This is a genomic window from Pseudoduganella lurida (assembly GCF_007830455.1).
Classification (GTDB): domain Bacteria; phylum Pseudomonadota; class Gammaproteobacteria; order Burkholderiales; family Burkholderiaceae_D; genus Rugamonas; species Rugamonas lurida.
In genome coordinates this window covers 974,970-995,553 of sequence record NZ_VLLB01000001.1, presented here as the reverse complement: position 1 = coordinate 995,553, position 20,584 = coordinate 974,970, and the positions used below count along the sequence as shown (strand labels likewise).

The 20,584-nt window shown below is 69.4% G+C and carries 16 protein-coding genes; 6 read left to right on the top strand and 10 right to left on the bottom strand.

Going from position 1 to position 20,584, the window contains the following annotated elements; genetic code table 11:
- Window positions 1-14: 14 nt before the first annotated feature.
- Genes IP91_RS04290 through IP91_RS04280 form a run of 3 tightly spaced genes read right to left on the bottom strand, consistent with a single transcriptional unit; the run spans window position 15 to window position 5,881 of the window.
- Window positions 15-1,517, bottom strand: coding sequence for an efflux transporter outer membrane subunit (locus IP91_RS04290; RefSeq protein ID WP_145647510.1), 1,503 nt, complete (start codon window positions 1,515-1,517; stop codon window positions 15-17).
- Between the two features lies 1 nt (window position 1,518).
- A complete protein-coding gene (locus IP91_RS04285) occupies window positions 1,519-4,686 on the bottom strand; it encodes an efflux RND transporter permease subunit (RefSeq protein ID WP_145647509.1) in 3,168 nt (1,055 codons plus the stop codon).
- Between the two features lie 10 nt (window positions 4,687-4,696).
- On the bottom strand, window positions 4,697-5,881 hold the full coding sequence (locus IP91_RS04280) for an efflux RND transporter periplasmic adaptor subunit (protein WP_145647508.1): 1,185 nt from the start codon (window positions 5,879-5,881) through the stop codon (window positions 4,697-4,699).
- Window positions 5,882-6,048: 167 nt separating this feature from the next.
- Here IP91_RS04280 and cynS point away from each other — a divergent pair, with 167 nt between their 5' ends.
- Both cynS and IP91_RS04270 read left to right on the top strand, forming a co-directional pair.
- The gene (gene cynS / locus IP91_RS04275; RefSeq protein WP_145647507.1) at window positions 6,049-6,492 is read left to right on the top strand and encodes a cyanase; all 444 of its coding nucleotides are present in this window, start codon (window positions 6,049-6,051) and stop codon (window positions 6,490-6,492) included.
- 238 nt (window positions 6,493-6,730) lie between these two features.
- Window positions 6,731-8,374 carry a methyl-accepting chemotaxis protein gene (locus tag IP91_RS04270; RefSeq protein ID WP_145647506.1) on the top strand — a complete coding sequence of 548 codons (1,644 nt, stop codon included), beginning with the start codon at window positions 6,731-6,733 and terminating at the stop codon, window positions 8,372-8,374.
- On the opposite strand, the gene IP91_RS04265 is transcribed toward IP91_RS04270, so the two are convergent.
- Window positions 8,325-12,131, bottom strand: a complete 3,807-nt coding sequence (locus IP91_RS04265; protein ID WP_145647505.1) for an ATP-binding protein — start codon at window positions 12,129-12,131, stop codon at window positions 8,325-8,327. The two genes, IP91_RS04270 and IP91_RS04265, sit on opposite strands and share 50 nt — an antisense overlap.
- A gap of 159 nt (window positions 12,132-12,290) precedes the next feature.
- On the opposite strand from IP91_RS04265, the gene IP91_RS04260 reads away from it, so the two are divergent.
- Genes IP91_RS04260 through IP91_RS04245 form a run of 4 tightly spaced genes read left to right on the top strand, consistent with a single transcriptional unit; the run spans window position 12,291 to window position 15,364 of the window.
- The gene (locus IP91_RS04260) at window positions 12,291-13,319 is read left to right on the top strand and encodes an acyl-CoA dehydrogenase family protein (protein WP_145647504.1); all 1,029 of its coding nucleotides are present in this window, start codon (window positions 12,291-12,293) and stop codon (window positions 13,317-13,319) included.
- A complete protein-coding gene (locus tag IP91_RS04255; protein ID WP_145647503.1) occupies window positions 13,307-14,071 on the top strand; it encodes a PIG-L deacetylase family protein in 765 nt (254 codons plus the stop codon). Before IP91_RS04260 ends, IP91_RS04255 begins: the two co-directional genes overlap by 13 nt.
- Window positions 14,058-14,651, top strand: a complete 594-nt coding sequence (locus IP91_RS04250; RefSeq protein ID WP_145647502.1) for a methyltransferase domain-containing protein — start codon at window positions 14,058-14,060, stop codon at window positions 14,649-14,651. Before IP91_RS04255 ends, IP91_RS04250 begins: the two co-directional genes overlap by 14 nt.
- Window positions 14,648-15,364 carry a glycosyltransferase family 2 protein gene (locus IP91_RS04245; RefSeq protein ID WP_145647501.1) on the top strand — a complete coding sequence of 239 codons (717 nt, stop codon included), beginning with the start codon at window positions 14,648-14,650 and terminating at the stop codon, window positions 15,362-15,364. The genes IP91_RS04250 and IP91_RS04245 overlap by 4 nt, the downstream gene beginning before the upstream one ends.
- A gap of 58 nt (window positions 15,365-15,422) precedes the next feature.
- On the opposite strand, the gene IP91_RS04240 is transcribed toward IP91_RS04245, so the two are convergent.
- From IP91_RS04240 to IP91_RS04215, 6 genes are read right to left on the bottom strand one after another with little or no spacing between them, the layout of a single operon-like run.
- Window positions 15,423-16,730 (bottom strand): type II secretion system protein GspD, encoded by a 1,308-nt coding sequence (locus tag IP91_RS04240; protein ID WP_145647500.1) that lies wholly within the window; start codon window positions 16,728-16,730, stop codon window positions 15,423-15,425.
- Window positions 16,727-17,110, bottom strand: coding sequence for a hypothetical protein (locus tag IP91_RS04235; RefSeq protein WP_145647499.1), 384 nt, complete (start codon window positions 17,108-17,110; stop codon window positions 16,727-16,729). The genes IP91_RS04240 and IP91_RS04235 overlap by 4 nt, the downstream gene beginning before the upstream one ends.
- Complete coding sequence (locus IP91_RS04230) at window positions 17,107-17,658, bottom strand: GspMb/PilO family protein (protein WP_145647498.1); 552 nt, start codon at window positions 17,656-17,658, stop codon at window positions 17,107-17,109. Before IP91_RS04230 ends, IP91_RS04235 begins: the two co-directional genes overlap by 4 nt.
- A complete protein-coding gene (locus IP91_RS04225) occupies window positions 17,655-18,281 on the bottom strand; it encodes a PilN family protein (protein ID WP_145647497.1) in 627 nt (208 codons plus the stop codon). The genes IP91_RS04230 and IP91_RS04225 overlap by 4 nt, the downstream gene beginning before the upstream one ends.
- Entirely contained in the window at window positions 18,274-19,386 is a 1,113-nt protein-coding gene (pilM, locus tag IP91_RS04220; RefSeq protein WP_145647496.1) for a pilus assembly protein PilM, read from the bottom strand. Before pilM ends, IP91_RS04225 begins: the two co-directional genes overlap by 8 nt.
- Window positions 19,383-20,579: a GGDEF domain-containing protein gene (locus tag IP91_RS04215; RefSeq protein ID WP_145647495.1), complete on the bottom strand. Its 1,197-nt coding sequence runs from the start codon at window positions 20,577-20,579 to the stop codon at window positions 19,383-19,385. Before IP91_RS04215 ends, pilM begins: the two co-directional genes overlap by 4 nt.
- Window positions 20,580-20,584 lie beyond the last annotated feature (5 nt).

The following is a 20,584-nucleotide window of genomic DNA, read 5'->3' as shown; positions in this document are numbered from 1 at the left end:
CGGGTTCAACCTGTTCAAGAAGCCGGGGCGGGGGCGGGGGCGGCGGTGTCGGCACCGGCATCGGCGGCGGCCGGCGCGTCGCCATTGCGCTCGATCCAGCCGCCGCCGAGCGCGCGGTACAGGTCCACCAGCGCGGCCAGGCGGTCCTGGCGCGCGGCGATCAGTGCAATGCGGGCATTGTACAGATCCGTCCGGGCCGTCAGCACCGTCAGGTAGTCGTTCGTGCCGCTCGAGTACAGCAGCTCGGCCAGGGTCACGCGGCGTGCCTGCGCATCGACATTGCGTTCGCGGGCGGCCAGTTCGCTGTCGTAGGTACCGCGCGCGGCGAGGCCATCGGAGACTTCGCGGAACGCCGTCTGCACCGCCTTGCGGTACTGCGCCACGGCGATCTCGCGCTCCACGCGGGCCGCATCGAGGTTGGCCTGTCGCGCGCCGCCATCGAACAGCGGCAGCAGCAGTTGCGGGGCGAACGACCATACGCCGGCGCCGCCCTTGAACAGGCCGGACAGCGCCGTGCTGGCCACGCCGGCACCGGCCGTGAGCTGGATCGCCGGGAAGAAGGCGGCACGGGCCGCGCCGATGTCCGCGGTTTCCGAGCGCAGGAGCGCCTCGGCCTGCAGGATGTCGGGCCGGCGCAGCAGCAGGTCGGACGGCAGGCCGGCCGGCACGTCGGCCAGGATGGCTTGCTGTTCCAGTGGCGTGGCCGGTGCCCGGTCCGCCGGCAGCGGCTGGCCGAGCAGCAGCACGAGGGCGTTTTCCGCCTGGGCGCGCAGCCGCTGCTGGGCCGACAGGTTGGCCAGCGCCTGCTGCAGCACGCCCTGCGCCTGCGATTCGTCCAGCTCCGACGTGGTGCCCACGTCGTACTGCAGCTTGACGATGCGGTAGGACTCGCGCGCCGCTTCCAGCGTCTGTGCCGTCGCCGCCAGCTGTTCGTCGAAGGACAGCAGGGCCAGGTACTGGTCCGCCACCTGCGAGACCAGCAGGATGTGCGCCGCCTGGCGGCCGTAGGCCGTGGCGAGATACTGTTCGCGGGCGCTCTCCGTCAGGCTTTGCAGGCGGCCGAACAGGTCCACTTCCCACGACGCGTCGAGGCCGACCGCATGCGTGTGCGCGACGGTGCGGCGGCCCGTCGCGCTGTTGACGGCGGTGCTGCGCCCGTTCGAGCTGGATGCTTCCAGTCCCACCTGCGGCAAGGCGGCGGAGCGCTGCAGCTGCAACGCGGCGCGGGCCTGGCTGACGCGCAGCAGCGCCACGCGCAGGTCCTGGTTGTTGGCCAGCGCGACCGTCACGAGCTGGCGCAGCCGCGCATCGACGAGGAAGTCGGCCCAGCCGAGCTCCGCTGCGGGAGGCGTGGCGGCGCCCAGGCCGATGGCCGCCGTGGACGTGGCGTAGGCGGGACCGGTCGGGTAGGCGGCTGCCACCGCCGGCGCGGGCTTCTCGTAGGCCGGCTGCAGGGCGCAGCCGCTGGCCAGCGCGGCGCTCGCCGCCAGCAGCAGGATATTGAGCTTCGTCTTCATGTCAGTGTGCTTCCTTTGCCGTGACCACGGCGGGGGTCGTCCCGTGAGGTTCGCCGGCCTGTTCAACGTTGCGGGTCTTGATCTTGCGCGCGATGATCACGAAGAACAGCGGAATCATGAACGTGGCGAGGAAGGTGGCGGTCAGCATGCCGCCGATCACGCCGATGCCCAGCGCGTTCTGGCTGGCCGCGCCGGCGCCGGTGGCGATCGCCAGCGGCAGCACGCCCAGCACGAAGGCCATCGACGTCATGATGATCGGGCGCAGCCGCAGCTTCGCCGATTCGAGCGCCGCGTCCAGCACGGTGTAGCCCTGGATCTGCAGCTCGCGGGCGAATTCCACGATCAGGATCGCGTTCTTGGCCGACAGGCCGATGGTGGTCAGGAGGCCCACCTGGAAGAACACGTCGTTCTCCAGGCCGAACAGCGTGGCCGCACCGAGCGCGCCCAGCACGCCGATCGGCACCACCATGATCACGGAGACGGGCACCGACCAGCTTTCGTACAGCGCGGCCAGGCTGAGGAACACCACGAGGATCGACAGCGCGTACAGCAGCGGCGCCTGCGAACCGGCCTGGCGTTCCTGCAGCGAGATGCCGCTCCATTCGTAGCCGATGCCCTCGGGCAGCTCCTTGATCAGCCGCTCCATGATGTCCATCGCCTCGCCGGTGCTGTGGCCGGCCGACGGCTGGCCCAGGATCTCGGCCGCCTCGATGCCGTTGTAGCGCTGGATCGCCGGCGCGCCCCAGGCCCACTGCGCGGTGGCGAAGGCGGAGAAGGGCACCATCGTGCCGGCGCCGTTGCGCACGTACAGCAGCTTGACGTCGTCCGGGTTCATGCGGAACTGCGCATCGGCCTGCACGTAGACGCGCTTGATGCGGTTGTCCGTGTCCAGGAAGTTGTTGATGTAGCGCGAGCCCCAGGCCGTCGAGAAGGTCTGGTCGACATTGGCCAGGCTCACGCCCAGCGCCGCCGCCTTCTCGCGGTCGATGTTGATCTTGTAGGTGGCATTGTCGGCCTGGCCGGTGAAGCGCACGCGCGTCAGCGCCGGCTCGTTCTTCGCCAGCGCCAGCAGCTGGTCGCGCGCTTTCGCCAGCGCCTCGTGACCGAGGCCGCCCCGGTCCTGCAGCTGCAGCGAGAAGCCGGTGGCCGAGCCCAGGCCGCGGATCGGCGGCGGTTCCACCGGCGTCACCTGCGCGCCCTGGTAGTTGGCGTAGCGTGCCGCGATGCGGGCCGACAGGGCGCCGACACCTGATGCTTCTTCTTTTCTGTCATCCCACGGCTTCAGGCGCACGAACAGGCGGCCCTGGTTCTGGCCCCGGTTCGGCTGGCTGGCACCGTTCGTCATGAACGTCGAGTCGACCATCGCGCCTTCGTCCTTCAGCAGGTACTGGTTGATCTCCTCCAGCACGCGGCCGGTGGTTTCCAGCGTGCTGCCGGCCGGCGTCTGCACCTGCACGAACATGTAGCCCTGGTCTTCCTTCGGCAGGAAGCCGCCCGGCAGGCGCACGAACAGCAGCGCCACGATACCGACCAGCACCGCGTACAGGATCATCCACACGCCGCGGCGGCGGATGATGCCGGAGACGCCGCCCAGGTACTTGTCGCGCGAACGGTCGAAGCCCCGGTTGAACCAGCCGAAGAAGCCGCGCTTCTCGTGGTGGCCCGGGTCGGGGCGTTTCAGCAGCATGGCGCACAGCGCCGGCGTCAGGGTCAGCGCGATGAACACGGACAGCAGCATCGACGCCACCACCGTCAGCGAGAACTCGCGGTAGATGGCCCCCACCGTGCCGCTGGAGAAGGCCACCGGCACGAACACGGCCGACAGCACCAGTGCCACGCCGATCAGCGCGCTGGTGATCTGGCCCATCGCCTTTTCGGTGGCCTCGTACGGTCCCAGTCCCTCTTCGTGCATCACGCGCTCGACGTTTTCCACCACCACGATGGCATCGTCGACCAAGAGGCCGATGGCCAGCACCAGGCCGAACATCGACAGGGTGTTCACCGTGAAGCCCAGGGCCGACATGATGCCGAAGGTCCCCAGCAGCACCACGGGCACCGTGATCGACGGAATCAGCGTGGCGCGGATATTCTGCAGGAACAGGTACATCACGAGGAACACCAGCACGATGCCTTCGATGAGGGTCTTGACCACTTCGTGGATGGACACCTCGATGAACGGCGTGACGTCGTTCGGGTAGACCACGCGCAGGCCGTGCGGGAAGTACTGGCCCAGTTCCTTCAGGCGGGCGCGCACCGAGTCGGCGGTGGCCAGCGCATTGGCACCCGGCGCCAGCTGGATGCCCAGGCCGGAAGCGGACTTGCCGCTGTAGCGCACGTCCACGTTGTAGTTCTCGGGACCGAGCGCCACGCGCGCCACGTCGCCGATGCGCACGCGCGAACCGTCCGGCTGCACCTTCAGCAGGATCCTGTTGAACTGGTCCGGCGTGCGCAGCAGGCTGGCCTCGTTGATGGTGGCGCTCAGCGTCTGGCCCGCCACGGCCGGCGAGCCGCCCAGCTGGCCGCCGGAGATCTGCACGTTCTGCGCCTGGATCGCCGTGTTCACGTCCAGCGGCGTCAGGGCATAGCTGGTGAGTTTGACCGGGTCGAGCCAGATGCGCATCGCGTACTGCGTGCCGAACAGGTTCATGCTGCCCACGCCGGGAATGCGGCTGAGCGGATCCTGGATATTGGCCGCCACGTAATTGGCGATGTCGAACTTGCTCATGCTGTTGTCGTCCGAGACGAAGGCGGCGACCATCAGGAAGTCGCTGGTCGATTTCGTCACGCGCAGGCCGGACTGCTGCACCTCGCTCGGCAGGCGCGGCTCGGCGGCGCGCAGCTTGTTCTGCACCTGCACCTGGGCGATGTCCGGATCGGTGCCGGCCGCGAAGGTGAGGGTGGTGGTGGACTGGCCGGTATCGTCGGTCGTGGACGTCATGTACAGCAGGTTGTCGATCGCCGTCATCTGCTGCTCGATCACCTGCACCACCGTGTTGGCCAGCGTTTCGGCGGAGGCGCCGGGGAAGGTGGCCTGGATCTGCACGGCTGGCGGCGACACGGGCGGGTACTGCTCGACGGGCATCTTGAACAGGGCGATGCCGCCCACCAGCATGATGAGCAGCGAGATGACGATGGCGAAGACGGGGCGCTGGATGAAGAACTTGGGCATGGGCGGTTCCTCAGCGCTGCGGCGCGGTCTTGTCGGCGGCGCGCGCGACGGCCTGCGGCGCCTGTGCAGCGGTGGCCTTGACCACGATGCCGGGCTTGAGTTTCTGGATGCCGCTGACGACGATCCGTTCGCCATCCTTCAGGCCCTCGTCGACGGTCCAGTGGCCATCGACGAGCGCGCCGGTCTGGATGGTGCGCTGCTGCAGCTTGCTGTCGGCGCCGACCAGCATCACGGTGGCCTCGCCCTGGGGATTGCGCGTCACGGCCGGCGCCGGCACGCGCACCACGCCTTCGCGCACGCCCTGGCCCACGCTGGCGCGCACGAACATGCCGGGCAACAGCAGGTGGTCGGGGTTCGGGAAGCGCGCCCGCAGCGTGACGGAGCCGGTGGCCGGATCGACCGTCACGCCGCTCACTTCCAGCGTGCCGCTGCGGGGATAGGTGGTGCCGTCTTCCAGTTTCAGCGACACCCTGGCGCGGTCCGATCCCGTCAGGCGGATGTTGCCGGCCACGACATCGCGGCGCAGCGCCAGGCCTTCCACGCTGGATTGCTGCAGGTCGACATACATGGGATCGATCTGCTGGATGGTGGTGAGCAGCGTGGCCGAGCCGCCCTGCACGTAGGCGCCCTGGGTGACCTGCGAGACGCTGCTGCGGCCGCCGATCGGCGCCGTCACGCTCGTGTAGCCCAGGTTGATTTTCGCGGTGGTGACGGCAGCCTTCGCGGCCGCCACGTCCGCGGCGGCCTGCAGCTGCGCGGCCTGGGCATTGTCGAAGGCCTGCTTGCTGACGGCATTGCCGCCCACCAGCACCTTGTAGCGTTCGAGCTGCGCGTTGCTGCTCACCGCGTTCGCCTGGGCGCGCTGCAGCTGCGCCTCGGCGCTGGCCAGGGTGGCGCGGTAGGGTGCCGGATCGATCAGGTACAGCGGCTGGCCCTTCTTCACGTCCGACCCTTCCGTGAAGGTGCGTTCCTGCACGATGCCGTCCACCCGCGCGCGCACCTCGGCCAGCAGGAACGGCGCCGTGCGGCCGGGCAGCTCGATGCTGACGGGCAGGCTGGTATGCGCCACCGTCAGCACGGCCACTTCGGGCACGGCGTCGGCCACCGGTTTCTTGTCTTTCTCGCCACAGGCGGCAAGGAGCAGGGTGGCCAGGGTGGCTGCAATCGCGGCGCGGCGCGGGGAAATCGAAGGCATGGGTCGGATCCGGAACTGAATGGGGTCTGGGAAGTGTGCACTATGCCGGGCCGCGCATTAACACGGACTGTGCGAATCATTAAATTTCGTTAATGTCGTTTCGCTTTTGCCACGGTTGGCATGTTTCCTGCAACGGAACGGTACCAGTCAACCGCGAGGAGAGCCGCATGCAACGCACCGATGTGACCGAAATGATCATTACCGAACGTATCCTGAGAGGCATCAAGTGGGCCGACGTGGCCGAGCGCGTGGGGCTGTCGAAGGAGTGGGTGACGGCCGGCTGCCTGGGCCAGATGACGTTCACCGCGAAGCACGCCGCCATCATCGGCGACATCTTCGGCCTGCCGGAGGAGGCCGTGCTGGTGCTGCAGCAGCCGCCGTACCGGGGTTCGCTGCCCACGGCCGTGCCGACCGACCCGCTGATCTACCGGTTCTATGAACTGGTGAGCGTGTATGGCAGCACGTTCAAGGCGCTGATCCATGAAGAGTTCGGCGACGGCATCATGTCCGCCATCGATTTTCGCATGGACATGCAGCGCGAACCGGATCCGGCCGGCGACCGCGTGAGCATCACCATGTCGGGGAAATTCCTGCCTTACAAGACCTATTGAACCGCATTGCACGGGCGCGCGGCACCAAAGCGGTGCAACGCGCCGGACAATAGCAGGATTAGTGTGGCTATTCAGTTGCAAATAGGCAGAGTTAATTGCTCTGCCGTAACCGAGTGTGTATATTGGTGACAATTCGCGTTGCCGATCGCCCATTCCCTGCGGTCACCCCGTTTTCCGGCCCCGTCCCTGCCGCCTGCACCATCCCAGCACGGGCACGCACCCACTACCGGAAAACTACATGAACCTCAACCGTTTCAAAGTCCAGACGCGTCTGGCCATCGGCTTTGCCCTCGTCCTCGTCCTGCTTGCGCTGTGCATTGGCCTGGGCATCCGTTCGCTGGCCAACCTGAATGCCGGCACCAACGACATCGTCAAGATCACCTATCCGAAGGTGCAACTGGCGCAGCAGATCTACAACCACAACAACGTCATGGCGCGGGCACTGCGCAACGCGATGCTGATGACCGACAAGGCCGCGGCGGCGAAGGAGCTCGACCGCATCCACGCCGCGCGGGAAGAAGTGACGAAGACGATGGACGCGCTCGACAATCTGATCCGTTCCGACAAGGGGCGCGAGCTGTTCGCAGCGATGAAGGCATCGCGCGGCCCGTTCCGGTCCTCGATGGACGAAGTGATGCGGCTGGAAAAGAACGGCGAGCACGAAGCGGCTGTGCAGTACATGCTGACCACGCAGCGCGCCAATCAGCTTGCCTACATGAGCAATATCGAGGCCCTGATTGCGCACCAGAGCGAGGGCATGGAAACGGCGCGTCTGGCGGCGGAAGAGACTTATCGGGATGCCCGCAACACCACGCTGGCGCTCGGCGCCGTGTCGCTGGCCCTGGGCATCCTGGCCGCGGCCCTGATCTCGCGCCAGCTGATGCGCGAACTGGGCGGCGAGCCGGCCGACGTGGCCGCCATCGCCGGCAGGATCGCCGCGGGCGACCTGGCCGCACCCATCGACCTGCGCGCCGGTGACAAGACGAGCCTGCTGTTTGCGATCCGTGCGATGCGCGACAGCCTGGCCGATATCGTCGGCCGCGTGCGCTCCGGCGCCGATTCGATCCAGACGGCGGCCAGCGAGATCGCCAGCGGCAATATGGACCTGTCCTCGCGCACCGAGCAGCAGGCCAGCTCGCTGGAAGAAACCGCGTCGTCGATGGAAGAACTGACGGCCACCGTCAAGCAGAATGCCGACAGCGCCCAGCAGGCCGATGCGCTGGCCCGTTCCGCTTCCGAGATCGCCACGAAGGGCGGTGTCGTGGTGACGGGCGTGGTCGAAACGATGGCCGGCATCCACGATTCGGCGAAGAAGATCGGCGACATCATCGGCGTCATCGACGGCATCGCGTTCCAGACCAATATCCTGGCATTGAATGCGGCCGTGGAAGCGGCGCGTGCCGGCGAGCAGGGCCGCGGCTTTGCCGTGGTGGCGTCCGAAGTGCGCACGCTGGCGCAGCGTTCCGCGTCCGCGGCGAAAGAGATCAAGGTGCTGATCGACGAATCGTCCAGCAAGGTGGAAGCGGGCACGGCGCAGGTGGGCCAGGCCGGTGCGACGATGACGGAGATCCTTGGCGCGATTTCGAACCTGTCCGGCCTGATGGCGGAAATCAGCTCGGCCAGCCAGGAGCAGGGCATCGGCATCGAGCAGGTGAACCGCGCGATCGCGGAGATGGACACCGTCACGCAGCAGAACGCCGCGCTGGTGGAGGAAGCGGCCGCCGCGGCGGAAGCGCAGCAGGAGCAGGCGCAGCAGCTCGTCGGCCTGGTGGGCACGTTCCAGCTGGCGCCCACCAGCGTGAACACGATGGGCCTGGCCGGCACCCGCCGCACTAGCCCAGCTGCGCGGCTATCCCATTCAGTATCTGCTGAACCTGCGTGAAGTCGGCCGGCTTCGTCAGATGGTAATCGAAGCCGGCAGCCCTTGAACGCTGCTTGTCCGCCTCGGCACCCCAGCCGGTCAGCGCGATGAGCCGTGCTGCGCCCATGCCGTCCAGCCGGCGCAGTGCCCCCGCCGCTTCATAGCCGCTGATATCGGGCAGCCCGATATCGAGGAACACCACCTGCGGCGGCCGCGCGGCGGCGGCGGCCAGCGCGCCGGCACCGTCGTGCGCCAGCGTGACCGCGTGGCCGGAAAACTCCAGCAGCGCGCACAGCATCTTCGCCGCATCCTCGTTATCGTCCACCACCAGGATCTCCAGGCCGCGGGTCATGCCGGCCGCCTCATGGCCCATCGTGGCTTCGGCAGGTGCGGCATCCTGTGCGGGTGCGTGCTCCTGCGCGGACAGCGGCAGCCAGATCGTGAAGCGGCTGCCCTGGCCGGCACCGTCGCTCTCCGCCGCCACGCGGCCACCGTGCAGCTGCACCAGCCGCCGCACCAGGTTCAGTCCCACGCCCAGCCCGCCCTGCGCCATCGCCTCGCCAGCCGGCACCTGCGCATACAGGTCGAACACGGTCGACAGCTGTTCGGCTTCGATGCCGATGCCATTGTCGGCCACCGCCAATGCCACCTCGTTGCCATCGATCCGCGCGGCCACCGCGATGCGGCCGCCGCCCGGCGTGTACTTGGCGGCGTTGTTGACCAGGTTGCTCAGCACCTGGGCGATGCGGTGGCGGTCGATCGTCAGCGTCACCGGTTCGGGCGGCAGCTGCACCGTGAGCGCATGGCGCCCGGCCTCGACCAGCGGCATGCTCATTTCCACCGCGTCGTTCACCACGTCCGCCAGCAGCACCGGCTCGCTGCGCAGCGTGACCTTGCCCTCAGTGAGGCGCGCCATGTCCAGCAGGTCGTCCACCAGGTGCACCATGTGCTCGACCTGGCGCGTCATCACGCGCTGCACCTGGCCGGAGGACGTCCCGGCCGGATCCCGCCGCATCACTTCCAGGCCGGCGCGGATCGGCGCCAGCGGATTGCGCAGCTCGTGCGCGAGGGTGAACAGGAATTCGCTTTGCAGCCGGTTCTTTTCCGTCAGCTCGCCGGCCAGGCGCTGCGCCGCTTCCTGCGCGACCACGCGCTCATGGATGTCGATCACGGTGCCCACGTAGCCGGTCGGCTCGCCCGCCTCGTTCGTGTGCGGCATGCCCGAGTCGACGGCCCAGCGGTAGCTGCCGTCGCGCTGGCGCAGCCGGTAGTCGACCGAGAACGGCGTGCGGGTGGCGCTGGCCGTCAGGAAGGCATCGCGCGTGAACGCGTAGTCGTCCGGGTGGATGTTCTCCAGCCAGCCCAGGCCCATGTCCTGCTCGGGCGTGCGGCCCGTGCGTTCGTACCAGCGCTCGCTCAGGTAGGTGCACTGGCCATCGACGTCCGTGATCCACAGCATGGCCGGCGACGTGTCGATCACCGAGCGCACGTAGCTGTCGCGCAGGGCGGCATCGAGCTTGTGCTGGCGGCGCTGGCGGCCCAGGGCGACCTGCCGCTGCACGCGCGCCAGCAGTTCGCTGGTCGAAAACGGCTTGACCAGGTAATCGTCCGCGCCGGCCTGCAGGCCTTCCACCTTGGCTTCCTCGCCGGCCCGGGCCGACAGCAGGATCACGGGCAGCTCCCGCACGGCCTCGGTGGCGCGGATGCGTGCGATCAGGCCGAAGCCGTCGAGCCTGGGCATCATCACGTCGCTCAGCAGCACGTCCGGCGGATCGCGCAGCAGGGCTTCGAAGGCCGCTTCGCCGTCGCCGCACACCACCACGTCGGCATGGGGCTCCAGCAGGGATTTCAGGTAGGCGCGCATGTCGCTGTTGTCGTCCGCGATCAGGATGCGCGGGCGGGCCACTTCCGGCTGCAGGGGCGAGCCGCCATCCAGTGGCGCCGGGGGCGCGATGGCAGGTGCATCGGGCAGCCAGCGCAGCGCTTCCTCGAGGAAGGCGGCGCCCATGCGCGGCACGCCGCCTTCGATGACAGCGATGCGGTCCTCGGGCAGGTGCGCATGGCCGAACGGGATGTCGACGTCGAAGCGCGTGCCTTCGCCCGGCGTGCTGCTGACGGCGATGCTGCCGCCGTGCAGGCGCACCAGTTCCTGGATCAGCGCCAGGCCGATGCCGCTGCCTTCCAGGCTGCGGCCGGCGGCGCCTTCGATGCGGTGGAAGCGTTCGAACACCCGCGGCAGTTCCTCGGCCGGGATGCCGCCCCCCGTGTCGGCGACGGACAGCCGCGCCATCCCGTCGTGTTCCCGCAGCGTGACGGTCACGCCGCCGGCCAGCGTGAACTTGAACGCGTTCGACAGCAGGTTGAGCAGGATCTTCTCCCACATGTCGCGGTCCACGTACACGGGCTGGCCGAGCTCGCGCAGGTCCAGCGTGTAGGCCAGGCCGCCTTTCTCCATCGCCGATTCGAATACGCTGGCAATGTCCGTGGACAGGCGCGCCAGGTCCACCGGCGAGTAGGTGGCCTGCACGCGGCCGGCCTCGATGCGCGAGAAATCCAGCAGCGAATTGACGAGTTTCAGCAGGCGCAGCGCGTTGCGGTGCGTGGTCTCGATGCGGCGGCGCTGCGGCGGTGCCAGGCCGTCGGCGGCCAGCGCGTCATCCAGCGGGCCCAGAATGAGCGTGAGCGGCGTGCGGAATTCGTGCGACACGTTCGAGAAGAACGCCGTCTTGGCGCGGTCGATGCGGGCCAGTTCTTCCACGCGCTGCTGTTCCTGCGCGTAAGCCGTCACGTCGCCGACGGCCGTGTTGAACGCGGCGTTCAGCAGGGCGTAGAAGTTCCGGTAGTCGGCATCGAGGGCACGCCGCGCGCTCACGCCGGCAACCAGGAAACCGAACGGCTGCTGCTGGCCGGGCAGGGTGAGGGGCAGTACCAGTGCGGACGCGGGCGGTTCCTCGTACGGGCCGCACACCGTCGTCCCGAAGCGCTGCGCCAGGCCATCGACCTGCTGCGTCTCGCGGCTCGCGGCAGCCCGCGCGAACGGCCAGGCCGCATCGTCCAGGGTGGCCGCCACTGGGGCCAGCGCATGGCCCACTGCGATGCCGGCACTGCCGCGCAGATGGACTTCGCCGGTCTCGCCATCGAGCTGGTAGAACAGCAGGAACGGCAGGTCCAGTGCGAAGCCTTCGTACTGGGCGGCGAACTGGCGGCCGATGTCCTGCACCGTGCGTGCGCCATCGATGGCCGCGCTCAGGTCGCGCAGGCTCTGGGTGCGGCGCGCATTGAGCACCAGCGCCGTGGTCTCCGTGATCGGGTGGAAGATGCCGCCCACGTCGCCGGACTCGGCACGGATCGGCGAGAAGGAGAACGTCATGAACGCTTCCTCCAGGTAGCCATAGCGATCGAGGAACATGCGCTGGTCCTTGATGTACGTGCCTTCGCCCTGCTGCGCGCGGTCGAACTTGTCGCCCACGACCGGCAATGCGGTGGCCCAGCACACCTTGAACGGTTCGCCCATCGACGCGGGATGCTTGCCGCCGCAAATCGGGCGGTAGGCATCGTTGTAGATCTGGATGTATTCGGGGCCCCACGCCACCAGGATCGGGAACGTGGACGACAGGCACAGGCTGACGGTGGTGCGCAGGCTCTGCGGCCATGCGTGCAGGGGACCGAGCGGCGTCTTCGACCAGTCGATCGTCTGGATCAGCGCTCCCGCCTCGCCGCCGCCAGACAGCCAGCTGACGTCATTGGAAAGGTTGGTTTGGCGATCGTTTGGGGACATGCGGCGTGATGGGCGGTAAGCGAAAAGTATTTCATCATTGTAATCGACAAGAAGCCGAAAATTGGGAATGTTGTCAATAGCTTAATCACAAAGCCAGCTCAGCCGTGCGCGGCGATTGCGGTCGTACCTGCTAGCATTCAGTTTTTACATTCTGACATCATGCTTGACGTCCCGACGACCGTTCATTCCGCACTGCCGGCCCTGCGTGAACGCGCGCCGGCAGCGGCCTTGCGCCAGCTCGTGGCACTTGGCGCGGACCGCCTGCCGTTTCCCGGGCAGGGGGCCACGCTGGCGCGCTGGCGTGCCCTGGCCGCCGTCGGCGCACAGGACCTGGGTCTGGCAAAACTGTTCGAAGGCCATACCGACGCACTGGCCATCCTGCACGAAGCGGGCATGCCGCAGACGCCGGCGGGATCGCTGTGGGGCACCTGGTGCGCCGAGCCGCCGGATGCCCGCGTGACGCTCGATGCGGCCGTGGACGGCGGCTACACCGTCAGCGGCCGCAAGGCCTGGTGCTCCGGCGCGCGGCATGTATCGCATGCGGTGGTGAGCTGCTGGAACGGCGCGGGCCAGGCGGTGCTGGCGGCCGTCGACCTGCGGCAGCCGGGCGTTCGGGTCACGGACGACGGCTGGCACGCCGTGGGCATGCAGGGCTCGGAAAGCGTGGACGTGCACTTCGACCGCGTGCCGGCCACGCCGCTGGGCGACGCGGGTTTCTACGTGCGGCGCGCCGGCTTCTGGCATGGCGGCGCCGGTGTCGCGGCGTGCTGGTTCGGTGCCGCCACCGCGCTGGCCGACGCCCTGCGCGAGCGGCTGTCGACGCATGCGGACTCTCAGCCGGATCCGCACCCGGACCCGCACCGCCTTGCGCAACTGGGCGAGGTGGCGGTGGTGCTGCAGGCCAGTGCCGCGCTGCTGCGCGAGACCGCTGCCGGCATCGACCGCGCGCCGGATGCCGATGCGATGCGGGCCGCGCTGTCGGTGCGCCTGAACGTGGAAGACGCGGCGCGCATCACGCTCGACCGGATGGGCCGGGCGCTGGGGCCGGGACCGCTGTGCAAGGATGCGGCGATGGCGCGCCGCTTCGCCGACCTGCCCGTGTTCATCCGCCAGTGCCATGCAGAGCGCGACCAGGAAGCCGTCGGCCGCCTCGTTGCCAGCGGCACGGAGGCGCCATGGACGCTGTGAACCGCGACCGCCGCATCGCCGGCGCAGGCACGCCGGCCGAGGCATGGCGCAATGACGCAGCGCTGGCAGGCGTACCGGCTATCGATCCCGCCGGCCTGCTCGGCACGGCGTCCCGCGTGGTCGTCGTCGCGCCCCATCCCGATGACGAGATCCTGTCCTGCGGCGGCCTGCTGGCGCAATACGGCGGGCCGCTGCTGCTTGTCGCGGTAACGGATGGCGAAGGCAGCCATCCCGGCTCGCCCGCCTGGCCGGTCGACCGCCTGCGCGGGACGCGCCCGCAGGAAAGCCTGGCCGCGCTGCGCAGCCTGGGCATCGCCGCCCCGGCATTCCTGCGGCTGGGGATCGCCGACGGTGGCGTGTCGGCCGCGGAAGGCATGCTGTGCGCACGGCTGCAAGGCATCATCGGACCCGCGGACCTGGTGATCACCACCTGGCGCTACGACGGCCACCCCGACCACGAGGCCACCGCACGCGCCTGCGCCGCTGCGGCCACGCGGTGCGGTGCGCGCCTGCTCGAAGTGCCGGTGTGGGGCTGGCACTGGAGTGCCCCGGGCGATGGCGCCATGCCGCTGGCCAGTGCGAGGCGGCTGGACCTGGATGCCGCGATCGTCGCCCGCAAGCGTGCCGCGATGCTGTGCTTCGACAGCCAGCTTGCCGTCGACGAGAGTACCGGCGCCGCACCGATCCTGCCCGGCCACGCGCTGGAACGGGCCCTGCAACCCTTTGAACTGTACCTGCATGGGCACCCTTGACCACTTCGAGTCGCTGTATGCGGCCAGCGACGATCCCTGGAACGTGCGCGGCGCGTGGTACGAGCAGCGCAAGCGCGCCGTGCTCCTCGCCAGCCTGCGCAAGCCGCGCTACCGCAGCGCCTTCGAACCGGGCTGCGGCAATGGCGAGATGACGGCCGCGCTGGCGCAGCGCTGCGACCGTGTAATGGCCTGCGACGGTTCGGCCAGTGCCATCGCGGCGGCGGCGCAGCGGCTGCGGGATGCGGCCATCGGCAATGTCGACCTGCGCCGCTGCGACCTGCCGGAAGGCTGGCCCGCCGGCGGCACGCATGACCTGGTCGTCATCAGCGAGCTGGGTTACTACTTCGATGCGGCTGCACTGGGCAGCCTGCTGGCGCTGGCAAGGGCCCACCTTGCCGAGGATGGAGAACTCATGATGTGCCATTACCTGCACGATTTCGATGACCGCATGCTGTCCACCGCGGCGGTGCATGCGCTGGCGGACGGCCTGCCCGGCATGGTGCGCACGGTGCAGCACCGCGATGCGGACTTCCTGCTGGAGGCCTGGTCGCCCGCGACCTTGACGGGAGGCGCGGCATGATCGGCATCGCGGTGCCCGCCCACGACGAGGAAGCCAGCCTGCCGGCCTGCCTGGCCGCGCTGCTGGCAGCCGCCTGCCACCCCGCGCTGGAAGGCGAGCCGGTGGTCGTGTGCATCGTGCTGGACGCCTGCGCGGATGGTTCGGAAGCGGTCGTGCGGCAGCACCAGGCGGCGTTCCGCGCGGCCGGCGTGGTGCTGGCCTATTTGCCGGTGGACGAGCGCCGGGTGGGCGCCGCACGGGCCGTGGGTGCGGAATGGCTGCTGGCGCGCGGCGCCCGCTGGCTGGCATTCACGGATGCCGACACGCGCGTGGCGCCGGGCTGGCTGGCGGCCCAGCTGGCGCTCGATGCGGACGCGGCGTGCGGCACGGTGGCGGTCGACGACTGGTCGCCGCACCGCCAGCAGGCGGCCGCGTTGCGCGAGCACTTCGCCACGGTCTATCACGACCGCGACGGCCATCACCACATCCATGGCGCCAACCTGGGCGTGAGTGCGGAAGCCTATCGGAAGGCGGGCGGGTTTTCCGCCGTGACCTGCCACGAGGACGTGCTGCTCGTGAAGGCGCTGGAAGCGGCCGGCGCGCGCCTTGCGTGGACGGCGCAGCCGCGCGTGTTCACCAGTGCCCGCACGGATGCGCGGGCGCGTGGCGGTTTCGGCGATACCTTGCTGACGATGCTGGGCGGCACCGCGCCGTGCGGCAGTTCCGCTGCGTGACCGGCGGCCGCGCGGGGGACGTTGATGCATCGGCCGCGCGCACTGCTGTTGGTTCGACCTATTCCTGCACTGGCGCCAGCCGTTCCAGCTTGTGGTCCAGAGCCTTCGTGTTCGATTCCAGGCCGCCTTCCACCAGGTGCAGCTTGCGTTCGCTGACGGCGTCGATCGTGCCGCCGGCCGGCACGATGCGGGGCGTGATCACCACGATCGTCTCCGTCAGGCTGCCGCCATCGTCGGTGGCGCCGAACGCCTTGCCGACCACGGGCAAGTCGACCAGCAGCGGAATGCCCTGGCGCCGGTAGTTGCGGCTGCTCTTGATCAGGCCGCCGATCAGCACGGGCTGGCCATTGTCCGCCACCAGCTGGGTGTTTACTTCCGTGGTCTTCTTCGACGGGATGCCGGACGACACGGAGCCCGAGCTCACTTCCGGCCGCACCTTGAGCATGATGCGGCCATCCGCATCGACGGACGGCGTCACGCGCAGGATCACGCCCGTGTCGAGGAACTGGATCGACTCGGTGGACACATTGTTGATCGTCGTCGTCACGCGGTAGCCCAGCTGGTCGCCCACATTGGTCGTCGCTTCCTGGTCCTCCAGCGCCAGCAGGCGCGGCGTGGCCAGCGTGTGCACGCGGCCCTTGTTGCTGAGGGCACTCAGGTAGGCCTCGACATTGTTGTTGATGACATTCAGGAAGAAGCGCGGACCGGCCCGCGTGGCGAAGCCCGTGGCGCCCACCGTGTCCGGCCCGTTGCCATTGAAGACGCGCGACCAGTCCACGCCGAAGTTCTCGGTCTGGTCCAGCGTGATCTCCAGGATCTTGGCTTCGATGAGGATCTGCTGCGGCGCCAGGTCGATCGCGCGCAGCGCCTGCGTGGCACGCGCGATGCCCGCTTCGTTCGATTCGATGACCACGCTCTTCGTCTGGTCCAGCACCGTGACGGTGCCGGCCGCGCCGATCTGGCGGGCCAGGATGTCGCCGACCTTCTTCACGTCGGCATAGCGCACCTTCAGCGTCTTGACCTGCATGCCGGCGGTGTCCTTCAGCGCGCCTTTCGGATCGGAGATCAGGAAGCCGCCGGGCCGCTCGGTGACCGTGTAGCCACCCGCTTCGGCGATCGCCTCGATGGCCTGGCGTACCGTCAGGTCGTACAGGTTGATCGAGACATTGCCGGCCACGCCCTTGCCCAGCACGATATTGATGCGCGCCGTGCGCGAGATCATGTTGAACAGTTCGGTGATCGGCGTGTCGCGGAAGGTGTACGACATCACGGCGGCGTCGGTGGGCTGCACCGGCACCGGCGTTGCGGCGTTCGCGCCGCAGGCTGCGAGCAGCGCCAGCAGGAGGAACGAATGGCGGAACTTCATGGCGAATCCTTGTCTTGGGAGGACGGCCGCGCGCGGTCGGCGCGCTGGTCCTCGATCGTGAGCAGCAGTTGTTTGCCGCCGCGGGCGATCAGCGCGCCGCGGGGATCGATGCGCAGCACCGTGTAACCGGCGATCTGTTCGCCGGCGGCCACCACGTCGCCATCGATGTTGGCGAGCGAGCGGGTACCGTTCAGGATCAGCGCGCGCAGGCGCGGCGGCGGTGGCGGTTCGGCCGGTACTTGCGCCGCAGCCGCCGCGGCAGCCGCAGCCGGTGTCGCGAGCGCCGGGCGCACGAACGGGTCGCGCAGCGGCCTGAGCGCCGGTTCGGCCGCGCCGATGCCGGCCGCCAGCAGCAGGGTGATGAAAACGGCGCGCTTCATGGCTTCGCTGCGCCGGCGCCGGCCAGGCTGTAGATCGCCAGCTGCAGCTTCACGTGGCGGTGCTGGCCCGTTTCGTCGGGCCGCAACTCCAGCTGCAGGATGCCGACGGCGGGCTGGCTGTGTTCGATGTCCTCCAGCCACGCCTGGATGCCGGCGTAGCTGCCTGTGGCGGCGATGTCGAGCACCTGCAGGTGCAGGCCGCCGGCGGTCTGCTCGGCGCCCTGTGCCGCCGACGACACGCCCACGCCGGCCAGCGCGGCGCTGCGGCTGACCGCGCCGATCAGGGCGAGCGGGTCCGGCGCGGCTGCCGGTGCTGCCGCGGCGGCAGCGCCCGCGGCCAGCGGCGCCAGGCGCGGTTGCGCTGCCGTTGCCGCGGCAGTGGCCTGCAGCGTGACGAGCGTGGCCCGCTGTGCCTTGAAATTGGCCAGCGGTGCGCGCAGCGCCACGGTCCACGCCAGCGCCGCGGCGATCGCGATGGCGCCGGCGACCAGCAGGTTCAGCTGCCGCGCGGGCAGGGCGGCCAGCGCCGTCTTCCAGCGCGCGTTCATGGACGGTCCTGCCAGGCCAGCGTGACGACGGCGCGGAAATCGATGGCGCTCGCGTCCGGGCTGGCACCGCTGGACTGCAACTGCACGGCGGCCACGCCGGGTGCGCTGCCCAGCTGCGCGAGGAACGTGGTGATGCCGTCATAGGCCGCCGCCTGGCCGGCCAGTTCCACGATGCTCACGGGCGCTGCGGCCACTGCCGGCACCGTGGCGGGTGCCGCCTGCGCGGCGCCGATCGTCGCCGGTGCAGGCCCGGCCTGCGCAGGACGGCGCACGACGATGCCGGTCAGCCAGACATCGGCCGGCAGGGTCGTGTCGAGCGCCTGCGCGAACGCGGCGATCTCGCCCTGGCGGCGCGCCGTGCGCAGCAGGGCATCCTGCTGCATGCGGCGTTCGTGGGCATCGCGTACGGTGGCCTCGCGCGCCTGGTCCGACTGCGCCTGCGTGGCAGCGGCGCGCAGCGTGTCCGCCTGCCGCTCGATGGTGGCGGTACGCCAGCGCAGCGTTGCGCTGCCCGCTGCCGCCGCGACCACGACGACGGTCAGGGCCACCGCGCCATGGCGCACGGTGCGGCGCACGCGCAGGCCATCGCGGTAGCTGCGCGGGATCATGTCGATATCAGGCATCCAGGCCTCCCCGCAGGGCCAGGCCCGCCGCCAGGGCGATCGGGGTCGCCAGTGCGGCGCTGCGCTCGGCCGGCAGCGTGTGGTCGAAGGCATCGAGCGGATTGAGGAGGTGCACCGGCACGTCGATCAGTTCCCCGATGCGGGTCTGGATGTCCGGATAGCGCGCCAGGCTGCCGTTCAGGTACACGCGGGCGATCGAGCTGCCGCGCGTGCGCGAGGCCACGTAGACCTGGGTATGCGCCAGTTCATCTGCCAGCGCCTGGCAGTCGGCATGCAGGATTTCGCGGATGGCGCGACCCAGTTCGCTGTGCGTTTCGACCGCGGCGCCGCCCGGGCGGCCACCGATGCCGTGTTCGCGCAGCAGGTGCGTGGCCGTGTCGGCCGGCAGGTCCAGCGCGGTGGCCAGGCGGCGCGCCAGCCGCTGTTCGCCGAAGTCGATCTCGCGGTCCAGCATCAGGCGGCGGCCCCAGATCACGGTGAGGTAGCTCTTGCCGCTGCCGAAATTGAGCAGCGCGACGGATTGCCCCACGTCGCTGCCGTGCAGCGTGGCCAGCAGGCGGCTGATGGCGGCCGGGCCGATGTCCAGCGCCAGCGGTTCCAGGCGCGCCGCTTCCAGCGCTGCCAGGTAGGCCAGCACGCGCGGCTTCGGTGCGGCGGCCACCAGTACCTGGCGCTCGGCGCCTTCCGAATCGGCGCCGCGCACCTGGTAGTAGTCGAGCACGTGGTCGGCCGCGCTGTCGCCCAGCTGTTCGGCGGCGGCCTTGGCGACGGCCTTCGCTTCCGGCTGGCCCGGCTGCAGGTGCACGGTCAGCGGCAGGATGCGCACGTCGGCCGGGGCCAGCGCGGCGATCACGCGGCGGCCCTGGAACGGCGCCGAGGCCAGCGCGGCATTGACGAAGCGGGCCAGTTCCTTCGGCGCCGCCAGCAGGTCCGCACGCGGCATCGGATACTTCACGGAGGCTGCTGCGCGCAGGTGCCAGCGGCCGGCGCGCACCTCGGCCTGCAGCAGGTTCAGGCGCGAGCCGGCGAAATCGGCGCCGATGGGGCGCACAGTGGCCCGTGCGCTGCGCTGGCCGAAGCGCGTGAGGAGCTGGCGCATGGTCATCGTTTGTCTTCCGTCGGGAGACTGTGACGAATGCAGGCGCCACCGGCGCGCTTGGCTTCGTAAAGTAATTCGTCGGCCTGGGCATAGGCGACATCGAGCGTGACGTTGCGATCCAGTGCGATCATGCCGGCGCTGACGGTCGGTGCCGGCGCATCTGCCGCGCAGCTGTCTTCCGCATGCGTCGCCGCATCGGCCAGCATTCCCGCCAGGCGCGCGACCGGCGATGGGTGGCCGGCGATGACGAAGGCGAATTCGTCGCCGCCGAGCCGCACCAGGTATTCCATCTCGCCATCCAGATCGTCGAATGCGGCGGCCAGCGCCTGCAGCACGCGGTCGCCATGCAGGTGGCCGTAGGTGTCGTTCAGCGGCTTGAAATGGTCGATGTCCAGCAGGCCGAAGCAGGCCGGCGTGCCGGTCTGCGCATGGGCGGCCAGCACACGGTCGAAATCACGTTCGAGGAAGCGGCGGTTCCAGGCACCGGTCAGGTGGTCGCGTTCGGCGAGGACCGCCATGTCGGCGCTGGCACGCTCCAGCCGGAAGCGCACGGCCAGGTTGTGCTTGCGCAGGCCGAGCGCCCGCGCCACCAGGGCCAGTGCCAGCAGCGACGTGGTGAGCATCGTGAACTGCAGCGTCCACAGTTCCACGGGGCCGAACGAGAGGCGCGAGAAGAACGTCAGCGACGTGAACATGGCGTAGATGGACAGGCTGGTCAGGGTTGCCTCGCGCAGGCCCCACGGCATCAGCGGGATCAACATGTACAGCGTGGCCACGCTGAGGAGCAGCATCATGTGCAGCTGGCCGGCCTCGCGCGCCAGCAGCACGAGCGCCGAGGCGCACACGATCAGCAGGGCCATCGCCAGCAGGTTCAGGGCCTGCACGTCGCGCACGCGCGCAGCCGAAAAGCGGATGTGCAGGGCCAGCGCGGCCAGCAGCACGTAAGTCTGGATGTACGGGCGGCCGAGACCGAAGAAGGCGGCAAACGCGCCGGCCTGCACGAGGAACAGCAGGGCGGCCAGCGCCAGCAGCGAGACGCCCTGGCGCGTGTCGCGTTCCAGGTGCGGCGTGGCGTAATCGGCCAGGTCCGGCGCGGCAAAGCGCGTCGAGGACCAGATCAGGGGCAGGCGGCCCAGCAGCGTGCGCAGGCTGGGGGTGGCTGTCCTGCCGCTGGCGGTTGTCGGAGTGAGTGGTCGCATGGTCT